Origin of the sequence: Altericista sp. CCNU0014 (assembly GCF_044923475.1) — a bacterium.
GTDB lineage: Bacteria > Cyanobacteriota > Cyanobacteriia > Thermosynechococcales > Thermosynechococcaceae > JAAURS01.
This window is the reverse complement of sequence record NZ_CP137338.1, coordinates 1,926,699-1,944,189: the sequence shown is the minus strand read 5'-3', so window position 1 is coordinate 1,944,189 and position 17,491 is coordinate 1,926,699. Positions and strand designations below refer to the sequence as shown.

The following is a 17,491-nucleotide window of genomic DNA, read 5'->3' as shown; positions in this document are numbered from 1 at the left end:
ATGCCTCCGTCATGTGAGACTATAAGCAATTAAATTTGTTAAAGTTCTGAGCAAGCCCAGAGTACGACTCCTCACTCCAGTAGCGAACGCTGCCTCACTCCCGTCTAGCAATCGTTAGGCTGGCCATCGCTGTTTTAACCAGAGCGTGCTATGTCTTATTCTTCTCCAGATCCGTCTCCGCGGGGACCTAGAATGCTGGGGCTGGCTTTGTTCAGCCGCCCGGTTTTAGGAGGTCTACTGGTTCTTGGTGCCCTTTGCGGGGTAGCAGCATGGCGGGGGCTGTTTTTTATCGAGCGCGAGCTCTCTCCCAGAATTGAGGAAGGTTTGCTGGAGTTGCTCAACAGACCGGTTAAGTTAGGTCCCCTCAAGCGTTATTCTCTCTCCGAACTCGAGTTTGGGCGCTCTACGATCGCCCCTCACACCACTCAAATTAATGGAAAAACCGTAGTGGATCGGGATCGAGCCGTTGCGGAATCGGTGGTGGTTCGATTTAATCCTTGGACGGTTCCGTTCGCGCGAACCTTAGGGTTAGACGTTATCCTGAATCGCCCTACCGTCTATCTCGACCAAAGTCCCGACGATCGGTGGATCGGCACGAGGCTGAGTCCCCTCGCCGATGCGGGTGGGATTAAGATCCAACTCAACTCTATCCGAGCGTTAGATGCGACGGTGACGCTCGACCCGACCATCGGTGCGTCTCGAGTTTTGCAGCGCAGCAATGCCATTGCAAAGTTCAAGGACAATAACAGGAATATTGACTTTCGCGGCGACAGTCGGATCGATTCTGGCGGTCGGGTGGCCCTGAATGGAAACTGGAAGCCACCTCAGCAAACATTAGAGCTGACGGCTCAGACCCAAAACCTTGAGGTGGCTCCGCTATTGCCGCTGCTGCCGCCGAGTCCAGTTCGCGTCAGCACCGGACGGTTTGACGGTCGGTTGCGGCTGGCCTATGCCCCGCAGCAAGCTTTGCGCTTGAGCGGTAAGGGCAAACTGCAAAAAGCTGAAGGGCAATGGATCGAGCAGTCTATTGCCGGAAAGGCGAATCAGATCGATCTGGATGTTGCCGTCGCCGTCCCCGCCAATCGGCAGCCGATCGTGCAGGGGAAGGCTTTTATTCAGGGAGGCGAAGGTCAAGTTCCAGAAAAGCTGATTTTGGCCAACGGTCGCAGCCGCCGCCAGACGGCCCGCGATGTGAGCGGTACGCTTGCATTTTTAGGCGCATCTCAGATTATGCAGCTAGACCTTAAAGGCGCGCTTGCTGCTGGGGGGAAGGCTGCGGTCAAGGGTAACGTCCGCCTGCCTTTGGAGTCTGCCAATCTGCTGATTCAGGCCCAAAACGTTCCGGCGGCCCTCTTCGATCGCGCGTATCGATTGCCGCTTCAGGTGAGTGCCGGGCGCGTTGGCGGCAATATTGCGGTACGGCTTCGGAAAAACCAACGGCCTTCGCTTCAGGGCGTTGCATCGCTCGATCGCGTCAATGCGGCGGTGCCGGGCATTCCCCAGCCCTTTCTCGAGACGAACGGGTTGGTGCGCTTGAGCGGGCTGACGGCAACGCTAGAGGGGGTTACGACGCGCTATGGCTCCGTCCCCGTAAAGGCGAGGGGGTCCATAGATCCCGATCGCGGGTATAACCTAGCGGCGCAGACGGAACCGATTGAGGTCAATACAGCGCTCAAAACGTTGAAGGTGGGTGCTCTTCCGTTTCCGGTAGCCGGGCAAGTACAGGCCAGCGAAATTCTGGTGGGTGGGGCGATCGCCGCGCCCGTCCTGACGGGTTCGGTCCAGAGTATCGGGACGGCAACCCTCGACCGGATTCCAGTGCGGGATGTGTCGGCGCAGTTCAGGCTGGCGTCGTCTTTGCTGACTGTTTCGGACATTACCGCTCGACCCGTCGAGGGCGGCAAGATTGCAGGACGAGCGACGCTGCAAATCCAGCCCGAACCCAGCCAAAGTATCTTGAACGCGCAGTTTGAAGGGAGTGGGTTGTCGGGGGACGCGATCGCCCGACTCTATCGAGCTTCGCCTGGATTTGCGATCGGGCTGGTGGGGGGGAGCGCCTTGGTGTCCGGTCCCGTCAGCGATATTCGGACTGTCGTGCAGTTTAAGGCTCCGGGGGGCGCGTACCCGACGGTCGGGCGCGCCATCGTCCGCCAAGGCCGGACGACCTTAGAGAATGTCATCGCCCAAGTGAAGGGTGGCAGCATCCGAGTCAATGGCTTAGTCGCCGACGGGCGGGTCAACCTCGACGCAACGCTGCCCGGCATCGACCTGACGAGTTATTCTCCAGAGCTGAGAGGCGCGCTGGCGGGGCAGTTGGCAATTACGGGGCCTTTAGCTGGCTTTAGTACCCAAACGGCTCGCGCTCGGGGCGCTTTGCAATTTTCTAAGGGACTCTCGGTTTTGCAAGATCCCTTAAAGGCCCAAATTCGGTGGAACGGACAGCAGATTTTAGTCGATCGGGCGACTGCGCCTGGATTTGAGGCGCGCGGAATTGTAGGCGCGCAGCTTCAAGGCCCGCAAGGCCCGCAAATTACGACCCTGAACCTGGATTTATTGGCGCGACGCTTCGAACTCAATCGGCTCTCGGCGCTGGGATTATCGCAGAATCCGCTCTACGGCCTTGCGGATCTGAATGGTAAGTTAACTGGGACGCTCAGCGCCCCAAGGCTGACCAGCAATGTAGAAATTTCTAATCTTAAGGTTTCCGACCTAGCCTTCGAGCCGTTGATGGCGGGACGATTTGACTTCAATACGACCCAAGGGCTGACACTCGACATCGGCGGTACCCGCGATCGCGTCCAGGTCGCGCTAGATGCCCGACAACTGCCGATCGCCATCGATATTCGGCGGGATAAGGCTACGATTGTGGGGCAGCGCGCTACCCCGGACACCTTCGGACTGGTCTTGACCGACGTGCCAGTCGCGGCCCTCAACGAGTTTCCTCAAATCGCGCAAAACATCGGCTCGCTTTCGGGGACCGCTTCGGGCACGCTGGCTTTAAATTTACGGACCCTCGATACCGACGGTACGTTTGTGGTAGAGCAACCTGGATTGGGGCGTCCGGGCTACGGTCGCTTTACGGGCGATCGCCTCACGGGGCAGTTCCGCTATGCCAAAGGCGTGGCCACCCTGACTCAGGCTCGCTTAGTCCAAGGGGAGAACCAGTATCAGCTCGACGCGACGCTGACCGATCTGACGAACCCTCAAGTATCGGGCCGTCTGGCGATCGCCCAAGCCCGAGTTGAAGATTTGCTGAGCGTGGCCGCATCCTTCAGCAACGCCCTCGCGCCTAAACCCGCAGAGCCGAACTTGGGCAGCGCGACCAACGTGGAAACAACGCCCGTTAACGTATCTGACGTGCCGCTTTGGCAGCAGCTTCAGCGGTTGGCCGAAGTGGACGAATTCCTAGCCCTGCGCAGACAGGAAAACGGCGATGGGGCAATTCCGAGCTGGGAAGATCTTAAGGGCCTTGTATCAGGAGAGGTTCGATTTTCCGGTTCTGCCCGAGCGGGGCTGAGCGGCACCTTCAACTTGGCCGGTCGGGATTGGACTTTAGAGGACTACCGCATCGATCGCGTGGTGGCTCAAGGGCGTCTGGATCCGTCGGGGTTGGTGGTCGAACCGCTGACCCTCACGAGCGGTGAAAGCGTGGCTTCTTTTACGGGTCGGGTGGGCGGCGATCGCCAAGCAGGACAGCTCGTCGTCAGACAACTGCCAATTGACTCGATTGCCGATCTGTTGGACCTGCCCGTTAACATCACGGGAAAACTCAACGGGTCGGCTAACCTAGTGGGCCGATGGAATAACCCTAGCGTGGAAGGGCAGTTCAGCATTGATGAGGGCGTCTTGAACCGCGCTAAGATTCAAAACGCTTCCACGCAGTTCAATTACAAAGATGCGCGGCTGGTGTTTGACGGCACGGCAAATATCGACTCGCCCGAACCCATCCGAATTAGCGGAAACGTCCCTTACGCGCTGCCCTTTTCTGCAGTCAAGCCCGCCAGCGACCAAATCGATGTTTCGATGTCCGTCAAGGACCAGGGCCTAGCGCTCGTCAATATCGTCTCGGATCAGGTGGCCTGGGTGGACGGAAAAGGCAATCTCGATCTGAAGGTGAGGGGAACCCTAGAAAAACCCTTGCTGCGGGGCGGTTTGGTTCTTCAGGATGCAACGCTGCGATCGCCCACGTTCCCGGAGCCGCTGACGAATGTGACGGGCTCGGTCCAATTTAACAGCGATCGGCTGACCGCGAACGAGCTGAGCGGGCGCTATAACAAAGGCGAAGTCATCGTGAAAGGCAGTCTCCCCATCTTTGATGAAAAGCTTCCGGTGGAAACGCCCCTCTCGGTTGCGCTGAACAACACAGCTCTGAATGTGAGGGGGTTGTACCGGGGGCAAGTCAACGGCGATCTCAACGTCACCGGAAGCGCCTTCCGCCCCGCCATCGGTGGCTTTGTGGCGCTCGATAACGGCGAAGTGCTACTGGCTGCCGCATCTGCCGCTCAAGCTTCGAGCCCGACGCCCGCCACTGGAGGGGGAGCTGCATCGGTCTCCTTTGAGGGATTGCAAGTGCGCTTGGGCGAAAACATCAGGATTTTGCAGCCGCCAGTGTTGAGCTTTATCGCGTCCGGGCAAGTCGATCTCAACGGCTCCATCGACGCACCGCGCCCCAACGGGATCGTCCGCTTTAGGAAGGGGAATGTCTATCTATTTACGACGTTGTTTAGGGTAGACGAACGCAGAGAAAACTTTGCCCAGTTTACCCCTGCCTATGGTTTAGACCCGTTACTGAACCTCAGCCTGCGCACCACCGTAACCGAAGTTGCAGCTGCCGGACGGGCGACCAACCTCAACGAGTTTGAAGATATCCAGGCCGGAACCCTCGGCTCGATCGAGTCCGTTCGCGTTCGCGCCAACATCCAGGGCAGAGCCAGCCAGCTCAATACCCGATTCAGCGACATCCTTGAGTTGACGAGCACGCCGGGTCGAACTCAGAATGAAATTCTTGCCCTCCTCAGCGGCGGCATCGCTCAATCTCTGGAAGCCGGGGACGCTCAGGGGGCGATCGTCAATTTTGCAAGTTCCGCGTTCTTAAACCGCTTTCAGAGCCTCGTAGATGACGTGCTGGGCAGTCGGGCCAGCTTCCGCTTGTTTCCGCTGCTAACACCTGTTGGAGATAATCGAAATGCCCGCTCGACCCTAAACTTGGGGGCTGAGTTTGGCTACGATATCACGGATCGTTTTTCCGTATCTTTGCTTCAGATCGTCACCGATACGGATGAGTCGCCGCAGCTCAATTTGAGCTATGACTTTACCGACCAGCTTCGCGTCAGAAGTTCGGTCAATTTTGAAGGGGATGCCGTGGGCATCTTAGAGTATCGTCTCCGGTTTTGAACTCGCCGAGCGGGCTATAAATTTCATCGGTCCGTCCCTCAAACCTCCTATCTCAAGGCATGATGGAAGAAGGTGAAAATTTGCTTTAAGTTCCTATGGCTTCTTCTCTCAGCGGTGCTCGAATTCGGCAGACCTTCCTAGACTTTTTTGCGGCGCGGGGACATCAAATTTTACCGAGCGCATCTCTGGTCCCGGAAGATCCCACGGTGCTCTTGACGATCGCCGGAATGCTGCCGTTCAAACCGATCTTTTTGGGCCAGCGAGAGGCGGAGTTTCCCCGCGCCACGACATCGCAAAAATGCATCCGCACCAACGATATCGAAAATGTGGGACGCACCGCGCGGCATCATACATTTTTTGAGATGCTGGGCAACTTTAGCTTTGGGGATTATTTTAAGGAACAGGCGATCGCCTATGCTTGGGAGCTTTCCACCGAGGTCTTTGCCTTGCCGCCGGAACGAGTGGTAGTGAGCGTCTTTGAAGAGGACGACGAAGCCTTTGCCATCTGGCGCGATCGGATTGGGGTACCCGTCACCCGCATCAAGCGCATGGGCGCGGACGATAATTTCTGGGCGTCCGGGCCGACGGGCCCCTGCGGGCCTTGTTCGGAACTGTACTACGACTTTCATCCAGAACGGGGCGAGGACAATATCGACCTTGAAGACGACACGCGCTTCATTGAGTTCTACAATCTCGTTTTCATGCAGTACAACCGGGATGCGGAAGGTACCCTAACGCCGCTGCAAAACAAAAATATCGATACGGGCATGGGTTTAGAGCGCATGGCCCAGATTCTCCAGAAGGTGCCCAATAACTACGAGACGGATCTGATTTTTCCGATTATTAAAACCGCTGCGGATCTCGCCGGAATTGACTACTTCAAAGTCGATGAAAAGACCAAGATTTCGCTCAAGGTGATCGGCGATCACGTCCGTTCGGTCGTCCACATGATTGCTGACGGCATTACGGCCTCGAATACGGGACGGGGTTACGTGTTGCGCCGATTGATCCGGCGGGTGGTGCGTCACGGACAGTCGATCGGGATTGAGGGCGCGTTTATTGCCAAAGTCGCAGAGACGGCGATCGCCCTTTCCGAGGCGGCCTATCCTAATGTGAGAGGTCGAGATAACGCCATCAAAGCTGAATTGGAGCGCGAAGAAAGCCAGTTCCTCAAAACCCTAGGACGCGGCGAAAAATTGTTGGATGAGATCTTAGCCAGCGCTTCCAAGGGTAAAACCCCGGTCGTTTCCGGGCTGGATGCTTTCACCCTCTACGACACTTACGGATTTCCACTGGAGCTGACCCAAGAAATTGCGGCGGAGCGCGGCTTTGAGGTGGATGCTAAGGGCTTTGAAGCCGAGATGGAGCAGCAGCGCGATCGCGCCCGTGCCGCCCATGAAACCATCGATCTTACGGTTCAAGGTGCCCTCGATCGCCTGGCCGAACGCATTCATGCGACGGAATTCCGGGGCTACATCGAACCCTCAACATCGGCTCAGGTAGTAGCGCTGCTGGTCGATGGCCATTCTGTGGAAGAAGCTGGAGCTGGGACGGCGGTGCAAATTGCCCTCGACCGAACGCCGTTCTATGCGGAGTCCGGCGGGCAGGTGGGCGATCGCGGTTATCTATCGGGCGCTGACGTGGTGGTTCGGGTTGGGGATGTCAAGAAAGAATCGGGCATCTACATCCACTACGGGCAGGTCGAGCGCGGGACGCTTCGCCTGGGCGATGCCATTACGGCCCAAATCGATCGCGCGTGCCGCCGTCGCGCTCAAGCCAACCACACGGCCACCCATTTGCTTCAAGCTGCACTCAAGAAGCTCGTCGATGAATCGATCGGTCAAGCGGGATCGCTCGTTGCGTTCGATCGGCTGCGGTTTGACTACAACTTCAACCGGGGATTGACCGCAGCCGAACTCCAGCAAATTGAAGACCAAATCAACACCTGGATTGCCGAAGCCCACGACGCGCAAATTGCCGAGATGCCGATCGCGGAGGCAAGGGCCAAGGGCGCGGTTGCCATGTTTGGCGAAAAATACGGCGATCGGGTGCGCGTCATCGACGTACCTGGGGTTTCCATGGAGCTGTGCGGCGGCACCCACGTCAGCAACACCGCCGAGATCGGGCTGTTCAAAATCGTATCGGAAACGGGGATTGCCTCCGGGGTGCGGCGGATTGAGGCCGTTGCGGGGCCAGCGGTGCTGGAATACTTGAACGTCCGCGATGCCGTGGTGAGGGAACTGGGCGATCGCTTCAAGGCCAAGCCAGAAGAACTGACCGAGCGCGTTACGAACCTGCAAACCGAGCTTAAGAATACTCAAAAGCAGCTCGAAGCCCTTCAGTCGGAACTGGCTCTGGTTAAATCTACCCAGCTCCTCGATGGGGCCGAGACCGTTGGCGATTTTAAGATCGTGGTAGCGGAATTAGAGGGTGTCGACCCCGGTTCCCTGCAGGCCGCTGCCGAACGACTGCTGCAAAAGCTAGGCGAAGGCGCGGTGGTGTTGGGGTCTTCTCCTGAGGCGCAGAAGGTGAGCTTAGTGGCGGCTTTTAGTTCTGCCGCAAACAAAAAGGGATTGCAGGCAGGGAAGTTTATTGGCAGTATTGCCAAAATCTGCGGTGGTGGCGGTGGTGGGCGACCCAACTTAGCCCAGGCGGGCGGGCGCGATCCGAGTAAGCTACCAGAGGCGTTAGCGGAAGCAAGGCAACAGCTCGTAAGTGGCTTGAGTTGAAGTATGCAATAGCTGCATAAAAGCGACAGTAGGTATTAACACTTGAGTGCGACGTCAGCGATTCTAACGGTGCAGCAGTACTTCCAAGAAGAGTATCTTACTTTAGCAAAAGTATCCTAGCGATTGAAATCGCGGCTACAGGAACAAAACCTGCCTGCGCAGGTTAAATTCAGAGGACGAGTCCCCATAGGGAGACGTCGTTCTTGTCGTCGCGAATTTCAATCGCCAGATTCAAAAATGAGATACTCTAAGTCTTAAAGGCAGAAAAACCGAACGCAAAGAAAAAAAACATGTACACAGTATTTGGAGATATGCTATCAGGGAACTGCTATAAGATTAAGTTGCTGATGCAGTTTCTTAGCATTGAGCATGAATGGATTCACGTTGACATCTTGGCTGGTGAAACGCACTCCAACGAGTTTAAGAAGATGAATCCAAATACAAGAATTCCAGTGCTCAAACTGGAGAATGAACAATATCTTTGGGAATCCAATGCCATTCTAAATTATTTAGCAGAAGGCACAACTTTTTTGCCGTCAGGGAATTACGAAAGAGCTAAAGTTCTGCAATGGCAATTTTTCGAGCAATACAGCCACGAACCCTACATTGCAACAGCTAGGTACATTAACAAGTACCTAGGTTTACCCGAAGATCGAGAAATAGAGTACCGCTCGAAGCAAGCGGGCGGTCATAAAGCTTTAGCAATTATGGAGGATCGCCTAAGCGAAAACAAATACTTCCTAGGTATTAATCCGACAATTGCTGACATCAGTTTATACGCTTATACCCATGTCGCCGATGAGGGTGGGTTCGATCTCTCAGAATATATCAATATTCAAAGGTGGTTTAGGGATTTTGAGTCGATTCCCGGCTACGTAAAAATGGAGAGGTAAGGGTATCGGAGTGACGGATCTAGATGGGGAAGAATATCGATAAAAAATGTCGCGATCTATTTACTTTGAGCGATGCTGATGGACGCCTCAATTCGTTACTCGATAACAAGTCCTGAAATTAGCCTCAATTCATTCTCCTTACTGAATAACCTGAGCTTTTAAGATACCCTGATATGCAATACGTTCTGATTATCCATGAAGTTGAAGATTACCTCGCTTGGAAAACAGTATTCGACCGAGCAGCAGACATTAGAAAAAAAGCGGGCGAACGTTCCTATCAGGTTCTCAATTATGAAAACGAACCCAACAAAATCGTTCATTTCTCAGCTTGGACTTCGATCAGCGACGCGCGGGCTTTTTTTGAATCGCCTGAATTGGTTGAGATTAGGAGGAAAGCAGGAGTTAAGTTGCCTGAATTTATCTATCTCGATCGGTTAGAGGCGGGTATTTTATAACGGGATTAGAGGCAGGAGAGATGCCCGAACTGACTCAAGCTACTTCTGCCCCCGCCGCTTGGATCGAGATGGAAGGATAGTAGCCAACGGGCTTGGAGCCGACGGATTTGCCGCCGTGGATCGTGCCCTGAATTTCTGCATCGAAGAACGTATAGGGAAACTGGCGGGCAGAGCGGCTGACCCGCTCCAGGCGATCGCGCAATTCTGCAGGAATCTCAACGGCATCGGAAGCCAACCACAACACCTCGATTTTGGATGGGGAGAAGGATTTAGAGCGAAGCTTTGAGGTGGTTGGTGGTGAGGGCGATCGCTTTGTCCATCGCACCTGGGCGATCGTAAAAGTCAAATTGTTGGTAGTCGTTCGCCCAAACAAATGTCTTGTTTTTAGTGGGGATAGCTGCAAAAAACTGTTTGGCACCATTGGGAATTGCAGCCTTTTCGCTGTGGACGAACAAGGTTGGAATCTTGACTCGATTGGCTTTTATCGTGGGATTGAAAGTCAACCATTCTGCCCAAGTTGCGACGGCAAATCGGTTATTCCACTGGGGAATAGCACCGCGCTCAGTATTTTGGTAGTAGTCGATCTCGCCAAACATCACCGCCGATTTATCGGTTTTGCTCGTGGCGAAGACGTAATCTGCTTGTCCGGTTTTGGCAAACTTTTCAGCAGCATTCCGTCCGGTTTGAATCATCTGTTTGACCTTGGCTTCGCCACCATAGACTTGGTTGACGATCGCCGAATCGTGAATCCAGGGTGCAATTGCAATTAATGCCTTGAGGCGATCGTCCTCTGCAGCGACGGCGGTCATATAACCCGCTCCGGCACAGATGCCCAAGCCTGCAATGCGATCGCCATTCACTGCATCTACGGTTTGCAGAAAGGTAATGGCATTTTTGATATCCGCAATCTTGTTACTGGGAGACTCATAATTCCGCAGCTTACCGCCACTCTCGCCAAAAGAACGGGAATCAAATGCGAGCGCGGCAAAGCCCCGATCGGCCAGCTTTTGAGCGTATTCACCTGCCATTTGCTCTTTCACTGTCGTCCAAGAACCGGAGACGATAACGGCAGGAAGTCGATCGCCTGCTTTATAGTTAGCAGGAAGATACAGGTTGCCGACGAGATTCACACCGTTGCTCTGAAAGGTAACGCGGTTGATGCCAGACTTATAGGAAAAGGCTTTAGCCATCGTTTGAGTTTGGGCGATCGCTGTTGGCGATGATTCGAGTTGCAAGGCTAAAGCATTGAAATCAACGATGCTGCCGAAGAGTGATAGGGCAGCAATGGAAGCGGGAACCAACGAATATTTCATAGCTGTTTTCTTTGGAGTAGAGGTGTTTTTCTTCGATGCCTCTACTTTAGGGAATCTATCCCACCAACACACGCCCGATTCTTGCGATACTTTATCGAAATCTTGCGCGGATCGACGTGAGTTCGATCGCCTTTTGAACAAAGCACAAAGCGATCGCCGTTTCAGTCGCGAACATCAATCGCTTACTTTTGCGAAACAGACACGATCGCCCTCAGCAGTGAGAGCTACAAAGCGATCGCACATTTAAAAATTAAATCCGCATAACTGAGACTGTCTGGCTTGGCAAATTTTGCCAAATTTTGTCATAATATCATTGGCACTTAAATTAACTAATGTTTTATGAGCACTGTTAACATTTCATTGCCGGAGTCGATGAAGGCCTATATCGATGAACAGGTTGCTACGGGCGGTTATGGTACGGTTAGTGAGTTTTTCCGCGATCTGATTCGACAGGATCAGAAGCGCAAGGCTAAAGAAAGTTTGGAGACTCTTTTGTTAGAAGGTCTAGATTCTGGGACTTCAACGTCTATGTCTGCTCAAGACTGGGAAGATATTCGGCTGGCTGTACAAGGAAAGATTGCGCAGCAACAAAAATTGAATGATGGCTAAGATTAATAAACGCCCTATCGTCATTCAGGATTTAATTGAGCAAGCAACTTATATCGCAGAGGATAATCTGGATGCTTCCGATCGCTTTTTGATGGCAGCAGAGGATACCTTTAATTTTTTAGGCACAATGCCTGCTATTGGAAGGCTGAGCGGCTTTACTCACGCTAGACTGGCTGATGTTCGACAATATGCCATTAAGGGGTTCAAAAGTTTTCTGATTTTTTACCGTGTAACCGATGATGGTGTAGATATTTTACGAGTATTACATGGAGCCAGAGATTTGGAAGCACTTTTAGAAGGAGATGATTTATCGGAATGAGGATGAGCCACAGAGCTATCGCATCTCCACTACTCCAGCTCAAGTGAACGCGATCGCCGTTTCAGTCGCGAACATCAGCGCGATCGCTTGCTGTAGTAAAAACAAATGCGATTGATTAATGAGATAAAAATTTAAGCTTCGTTAGCTAATTTTAAGATGGCGGTTCGGGTTGCTGGGGCAAGACGGAAACGAAGCGTGTCAAGTTGTTCTACGATGGGGGAAATTTGGTTGATGTAGCCTGATTGCTTTGCTTTTAAAAGAACGCCTAATGTGCCTGTCAGAGCGACGTTCATTTGAAGCGCATAGTTTCGGGCAAGAGCATCATCCAGAATAACTAGAGAATCAGAAAGAGAAATTGCTAAGCTTATAACTTCTCGTTCCCCTAAACCAAGATTTGGCACCATCGGTATAAGGTTGGATGTTGAAACTTTACGAATTTCAATCCAGGAAATGAGTTCAGGATCTGGTAAAACGACGCCTTGTTTGCATCCTTGAGACAGTTCTTCAACGACCGCTTGAGGAATGAGGATGCGCCCATACAATGATTGCAAAAGATCTAGAAGATTGGTTTGGTAGAGATACTGAATGGGTGAGGTGTCGGCGATGACCTCAGGCATTTGCAAGATCCTCTGCCAACTCGGATTCGCTCAGATGAAAGGTATCGACTCCGTAGTCTGCCAATTTGGATAAAAAGACAACTTTTGGAATGCCTGCTAGGTTGGCTGCTGCACCAGATGAAAGCCGACCCAATTCATAGAGTTTGACGGCTGCGACTAAAAGCATTTCGCCACTGAGATTTTCAGGTAGAATTTTCAGCGCTTCAACGGTCTCATCTGGTACGGATAGCGTAATGTTATGCATTGGTTTGTTCCCTCGCAGGTGGATCTAGCATAAAGTCATCCAGTGTTTTGATGCGATCGGCTGAGATGGCTTCTTCTGCGTTGGCGATGAGGAGATCTAGTCAGCCTGAAGCGAGATCGGTTTCCATTTGTCGATCCCACTTATCTTCTAGATATTGCTGTAACCGCTCTGTGAGTTGACGAATTTCGGTTTTTGGCAATTGCTTAATTTCAGTTTCGAGTTCTAAGAAGCTTTTCATAGCATTTGATGCTGCATCTAAACTGAATGGATGAGGTGGGCAGATATACTTTTTAAGTATTGAGTATTCTTAACTTATGGCTCAATTCCTTGTCGATTTGTTCAGCTTAGCATTTTGGAGATCGGCATTGCCCTATTCTCTGCTTTCCGCTCAAATGATGCTCAAATCGCCCTACGATCTAGGTCTAGATAACCAAACACAGACGAGTGCGGCGACTCCAGGTAAGGTTTGAATCAAAAGCGTTGTGGGCCTTAGGGTGACGGCTCCAAATAGACCAGCAATGATGACGCAGGTTAAAAAGAAGATTTTGATGGGGTAGCCTTTTGGGCCGGAGAGGATGCCCCAGGTTAGGCCAGAGGCAATAAACCCGTTATAAAGTCCGGCGTTGGCTACTATGGCGGCGGCTTTGGTGGCTTCTGTGAGGTTAAAGCCTAGTCAATCATGGATGATGCCAGTAACAATCTTCCACCCTTTGGAAGTTTGACGAAACGTGTAGGTGTAGCCGAAGCGCTCTAGAACTGAGTGGTCTGTTTTGTAACGTGTTGCATTGCCAGTAACGCTCCCTAGGGTTTTACTCAAAAGCTTAACTTGGGGTTCATCGTCTAGCTCGCTATGGTCAAATCCTCTCTCTTCTAAGTCTTTAAAAACTTTTTTAAATCCAAAAAATGATTTAAGTTTTCCAATAATACTCTCGTCCAAGATGACAGGATCTTTCTCGCGATCGACCAAAAGAATTGGATTGTGAAAGAAGGGTGTTAAATTGGAACCATCTTTTGTGTTAAAAGCTTTGATATAGTCTCGAAACTCAGCTTTAATATCTTCACTTGGATTTGTCATGATTTTCAGTCTTTGCAAGAAATAATTTAGTTCAAGAAATCGTGAACGAGTTGGGCGGTTTTGGCTGCATGACTAAAGGTGAAGCCGTGGGAAGCATCAGCAATTGTTTCTAGATTGACACTAGGGATTTTTTTTGCCAAGAAATCGCTATTGCTAGATGGAATGGCGGTATCGCTGTCTCCGGTGATGATGAGGGTTGGGGCTGAGATGTTGGATAAGGTGTCACAGGTGTTGTGAGTGTAAAGGGCTTTGAGTTGGCGTTCCAATGCTCCGCCTTTGCTATGCAAGGGTTGCGCTTTGGCTAGATGGTTTTTGATGAGCTTATCATTGGCCTTAATATAGGTTTGTGTGAACAGTAGGTCTTCAAGTTTGCCGTTTTGAAGGGGGCTGAAATCACCAAATTGACTACAGGTACCACCTGCAAAGGTACAGCCGAGGATGAGTTTATCGACTTTGCTAGGCTGACGGAGGGCAAGTTCTTGGGCAATGGCTCCGCCCATACTCACACCAAAAATATGGGCTTTGAGAATTGTTAGGGCATCTAGCAAACTTGCGGTGTCGTCTGCCATATCTGCAATGGTGTAGTCGCGTTTAGATTGGCTGGTTAAGCCTGCGTCGCGGTTGTCGAAGAGGATGAGTTGATGGTTGGGGGCAAGGAGGGCAGGGAGTTCTGTACCCCAATCGGCTAGGCTGAAGCTTAGCCCCATTATTAGGAGTAGCGGTGAACCGCTTCCTTGAATTTCGTAGTTTATGTCGATGTCACCAACGGTTGTTTTTGGCATATTTTTTTGTAAAACAGTTTAAGAGAAAGTTTAAATATCTATTCCTGGTTCGGACTTCATTGCTTGTTTCAATTGATGTAGTTATATCAGCTTAGTGACTTTTACTTCATAAATGAAAACAAATTATAACTCTAAATCATGACACATTAAAGCTTTCATACTAACAGCATGTAGTCAATACGAATTCGAGTTAATCAGGGATCTTTATTATTTTGTGCAGCCGCAATTTTTTTGTTGACTATATTTTCTTTCTCTTGAATTATCTTGCTCAAGAATGAATCAACGCTAGATTGAGCGATAGTTTCAATTCTTGTTGCAAAAGATGAGAATGCTTCTTTATGACTTAAATACTCTTTATAATTACCTACCAGTTGAAAAAATTGCCATCCTTCGGATCTTAATAATTCTGCATTTGTACGATAGTGGTACCAATAATCTTTATATCGGAATAACTCTTCTATCGCAGTAGATATTGCTACAATTAATCCAATTGCAAGTATATAATTTTGAAGTCTTGAATTATTTGCACTAACAAAAGTAGGAATCAATACTGCTCCCACTGCCATTATTAGACGCATAAAATAATGCATGAACTTATGGACAACTGCAGCTCTATCCATCCACAAAAATGATTTAAGCCAACGAAGTCTTAAATAGATAATTTCAGATTCAGATAAACCTAGATTGTTCGTTTGTAAATTATTGACATAGTCAATAATTTCATGATTCCGTACTTTTTCCTTCTTAGCTTTAGTGGTATTCATTAGCAACTTCTCTTGAATAACCGAATTAATCAAGAATCCTTAAAGGATAGCCGTCAACACATTTACTAAATTCAACGCTTTATCAATTATTTATCTTTAAAAGTGGACATTGATCTGGAGACGGTGGATTAGCTTCATAATCACATTTCTCTTGAAAGTATTGACTTCCGACTTCAAGCGATTGAAGAGGAACTAGCCCATTAATTTTAACCACTGGCTTAGGCAAAGCATTAGCGGTGAGCGACTTTAAAAATAAATCTGATTCATTTAAAGTCGGTCGATTAGGAAATGTCAAAATCAGTTAGTGTCCCTAGTTTTTCGCCACAGATTTGAGACGGTCATGCTTGGTATGGTCACGCTGTAAGACCAAGAAGAAAATGGTCAAACAACTGTCTTCATTGGGGAACGCACCAATTTCATCGGACTTGTTCCTAAACTCTCGAAACAATCGTTCGAGCGCATTAGTGGTTCGGACGAGTGGATATAAGGATGGGTTCAAATCATAGAAATTAAAGGTCAAAACAATATCTCTCAAAAAGGAGCGGATGGCATTAGGTTCAACAGACTGCCAAGTCTCGACAAAGACCACCAATCGCTCAATGGCTTCCATCCAATCATCGGTTTTATAGATGTCATAGGCGTCAGTCTTAATCTGGGTATAGCGAAGCTTCTTTGCTTCTGGAAGGTCTAGGGTCTGACCTTGCGCATCTTGGATGGATAAATTCTCATAGCCCAGATGACGCAGCATTGCCCTGATTTTATGAGTGATGCACAGTTGATGCTGGGCCTGAGGTACCCAGGCTTTGAGCACAGCGGGCAATCCATTGGTCCCATCACTGACGACAACCTCAACCCCATCAAGCTTCAATCCACGCTCCTGTAAACCCTTGAAAAAAGACTCCCAGGCGAATTGAGATTCACTCTCGGCAATCTCATAGTGCAAGATTTCACGAGTGCCATCTGGATAAATGGCCATTGCCACTAAAACAACCCGTTCTTCGGCTTGACGCAAGGCGCGCACATGTCCAGCTTGGTCTTCAAAGGTTTCCCCGCTTGCATATTGAATTCTCACCCAAACACCATCGACAAGCAAAATGGGTACAGCAGTGGTAATTTTTGCCGTGCGCCGTTGATTCATCTGCTGTTGAGCGGCTTCTGTGATTCGGTTGATGGCATTGACCGATAATACAGCCCCGAGTAATGGATAGAGCGCTTCTTGCAAGTCTCGCAAGGACAGGCCCATGACATACAGACTTAGACAAAAGTTTAATAGACTGCCAAGGCCCCGTTGATAGCGCCCCAAGATTTGCCAGTCTCGGTCTCTGTTCCCATGGCGCAGCTTGGGTACCGACAAGGATTCGATGCGCCCGTATTCGCTATCAAGGACTCGCTTGAAGTAGCCAGACCGACGAGGTCGTTCTCCCGCAAGCTGATTGAGATGCTCTTGTAATTCTTCGCACAGAGCTGCTTCTAAGACGCTTTGCGTAACCCCCAGAACCTCTGTATTCAGTTTTTCCTGTAGGACTTCGTTCAACTCTGGATATGGATTTTGGGTTTGAACCCGCAGTATTTGGGCTTTGCGTGCGACGATATCCATTCTCTGTTGGCCTGAATCTCTTATCCTCAGACCTTTTCACGCTTTGGCCTCTATGGCGAAAAACTCAGGACACTAACCAAAATCACAGCCTTACTCAATTCACTATCTTTTAAATTCAGCGGTGTTTTAACAGATAGTATTTGATCGTAGTCGTTTGCTCTTGTTAGTTTATGTGCTACATACTGTTCCTTGCTATTGCCAAAAAGAAGATATTGAATATTGGAAGATAATTTTGCGGCAGGTTCAAAATGTTGAAAATAAAGAACTCGTTTGATATTTACTGTTACATTAGATGCAATTAATTTAGGCTTAGTTGCTGGCCGCTCATATTGACCTTCAAAAATATCAGCATTAAAAGATTTAATTTCTCCCGATCTAAGTCTTGGAAGCTCAAATTTATTCTTGGGTTTTAATGTAAACTCATTTTTATTTATATCGGATTTTTGAGCACTTAAATAAACATTTTGTGGATCATTAGATCCAGTAAAGCTAACCTCAAACAAAGCTTGGTAATCATGACAAGTGTTCCTAAATAGCCCCATGTGAGAGAGATAAATGGATTGACTACCTACAATTCTCATGCCATGAATACATAGAGGATCAGCAAAAGAAGGAGAAATCAGCATGACGGAAATAAAAATTGAAGCTAAAGTAATCACTATAAATATCAATTTTTTTCTTAAGAAACTATTTTTTAGTA

At 50.0% G+C, this 17,491-nt stretch carries 16 protein-coding genes and 1 pseudogene; 6 read left to right on the top strand and 11 right to left on the bottom strand.

Annotated features, from left to right (window positions below; all coding sequences use genetic code 11):
• Positions 1-150: 150 nt before the first annotated feature.
• The 4 genes from R6H26_RS09655 (at position 151) to R6H26_RS09640 (ending at position 9,471) form a co-directional block, all read left to right on the top strand.
• Positions 151-5,394 (top strand): translocation/assembly module TamB domain-containing protein, encoded by a 5,244-nt coding sequence (locus tag R6H26_RS09655; RefSeq protein ID WP_404790242.1) that lies wholly within the window; start codon positions 151-153, stop codon positions 5,392-5,394.
• A gap of 95 nt (positions 5,395-5,489) precedes the next feature.
• Positions 5,490-8,123 (top strand): alanine--tRNA ligase, encoded by a 2,634-nt coding sequence (alaS, locus tag R6H26_RS09650; protein ID WP_404790241.1) that lies wholly within the window; start codon positions 5,490-5,492, stop codon positions 8,121-8,123.
• Between the two features lie 290 nt (positions 8,124-8,413).
• The gene (locus tag R6H26_RS09645) at positions 8,414-9,016 is read left to right on the top strand and encodes a glutathione S-transferase family protein (protein WP_404790240.1); all 603 of its coding nucleotides are present in this window, start codon (positions 8,414-8,416) and stop codon (positions 9,014-9,016) included.
• A gap of 173 nt (positions 9,017-9,189) precedes the next feature.
• On the top strand, positions 9,190-9,471 hold the full coding sequence (locus tag R6H26_RS09640; protein ID WP_404790239.1) for an antibiotic biosynthesis monooxygenase: 282 nt from the start codon (positions 9,190-9,192) through the stop codon (positions 9,469-9,471).
• A 34-nt stretch (positions 9,472-9,505) separates the two neighbouring features.
• Here the strand turns inward: R6H26_RS09640 and R6H26_RS09635 are convergent, their stop codons facing one another.
• Both R6H26_RS09635 and R6H26_RS09630 read right to left on the bottom strand, forming a co-directional pair.
• Complete coding sequence (locus R6H26_RS09635; protein WP_404790238.1) at positions 9,506-9,706, bottom strand: hypothetical protein; 201 nt, start codon at positions 9,704-9,706, stop codon at positions 9,506-9,508.
• Between the two features lie 34 nt (positions 9,707-9,740).
• Positions 9,741-10,784, bottom strand: coding sequence for an alpha/beta hydrolase (locus R6H26_RS09630; RefSeq protein WP_404790237.1), 1,044 nt, complete (start codon positions 10,782-10,784; stop codon positions 9,741-9,743).
• A gap of 339 nt (positions 10,785-11,123) precedes the next feature.
• Here R6H26_RS09630 and R6H26_RS09625 point away from each other — a divergent pair, with 339 nt between their 5' ends.
• Complete coding sequence (locus tag R6H26_RS09625; RefSeq protein ID WP_404790236.1) at positions 11,124-11,393, top strand: type II toxin-antitoxin system ParD family antitoxin; 270 nt, start codon at positions 11,124-11,126, stop codon at positions 11,391-11,393.
• Positions 11,383-11,712, top strand: a complete 330-nt coding sequence (locus tag R6H26_RS09620; RefSeq protein WP_404790235.1) for a type II toxin-antitoxin system RelE/ParE family toxin — start codon at positions 11,383-11,385, stop codon at positions 11,710-11,712. Before R6H26_RS09625 ends, R6H26_RS09620 begins: the two co-directional genes overlap by 11 nt.
• 131 nt (positions 11,713-11,843) lie before the next feature.
• Here the strand turns inward: R6H26_RS09620 and R6H26_RS09615 are convergent, their stop codons facing one another.
• The 9 genes and pseudogenes from R6H26_RS09615 to R6H26_RS09575 form a co-directional block, all read right to left on the bottom strand.
• Positions 11,844-12,329: a DUF3368 domain-containing protein gene (locus tag R6H26_RS09615; RefSeq protein ID WP_404790234.1), complete on the bottom strand. Its 486-nt coding sequence runs from the start codon at positions 12,327-12,329 to the stop codon at positions 11,844-11,846.
• A complete protein-coding gene (locus R6H26_RS09610; RefSeq protein WP_404790233.1) occupies positions 12,322-12,573 on the bottom strand; it encodes a UPF0175 family protein in 252 nt (83 codons plus the stop codon). The genes R6H26_RS09615 and R6H26_RS09610 overlap by 8 nt, the downstream gene beginning before the upstream one ends.
• A 100-nt stretch (positions 12,574-12,673) precedes the next feature.
• On the bottom strand, positions 12,674-12,811 hold the full coding sequence (locus R6H26_RS09605) for a hypothetical protein (RefSeq protein ID WP_404790232.1): 138 nt from the start codon (positions 12,809-12,811) through the stop codon (positions 12,674-12,676).
• 171 nt (positions 12,812-12,982) lie between these two features.
• Positions 12,983-13,216: pseudogene (locus R6H26_RS09600) on the bottom strand (DUF1304 domain-containing protein); the annotation flags it as partial.
• Between the two features lie 30 nt (positions 13,217-13,246).
• A complete protein-coding gene (locus R6H26_RS09595; RefSeq protein ID WP_404790231.1) occupies positions 13,247-13,648 on the bottom strand; it encodes a hypothetical protein in 402 nt (133 codons plus the stop codon).
• A 26-nt stretch (positions 13,649-13,674) separates the two neighbouring features.
• Positions 13,675-14,430, bottom strand: coding sequence for an alpha/beta fold hydrolase (locus tag R6H26_RS09590; protein ID WP_404790230.1), 756 nt, complete (start codon positions 14,428-14,430; stop codon positions 13,675-13,677).
• Between the two features lie 194 nt (positions 14,431-14,624).
• Positions 14,625-15,194: a DUF4231 domain-containing protein gene (locus tag R6H26_RS09585; protein WP_404790229.1), complete on the bottom strand. Its 570-nt coding sequence runs from the start codon at positions 15,192-15,194 to the stop codon at positions 14,625-14,627.
• 310 nt (positions 15,195-15,504) lie between these two features.
• A complete protein-coding gene (locus R6H26_RS09580; protein WP_404788692.1) occupies positions 15,505-16,791 on the bottom strand; it encodes a transposase in 1,287 nt (428 codons plus the stop codon).
• 50 nt (positions 16,792-16,841) lie between these two features.
• Entirely contained in the window at positions 16,842-17,417 is a 576-nt protein-coding gene (locus R6H26_RS09575) for a hypothetical protein (protein ID WP_404790228.1), read from the bottom strand.
• Positions 17,418-17,491 lie beyond the last annotated feature (74 nt).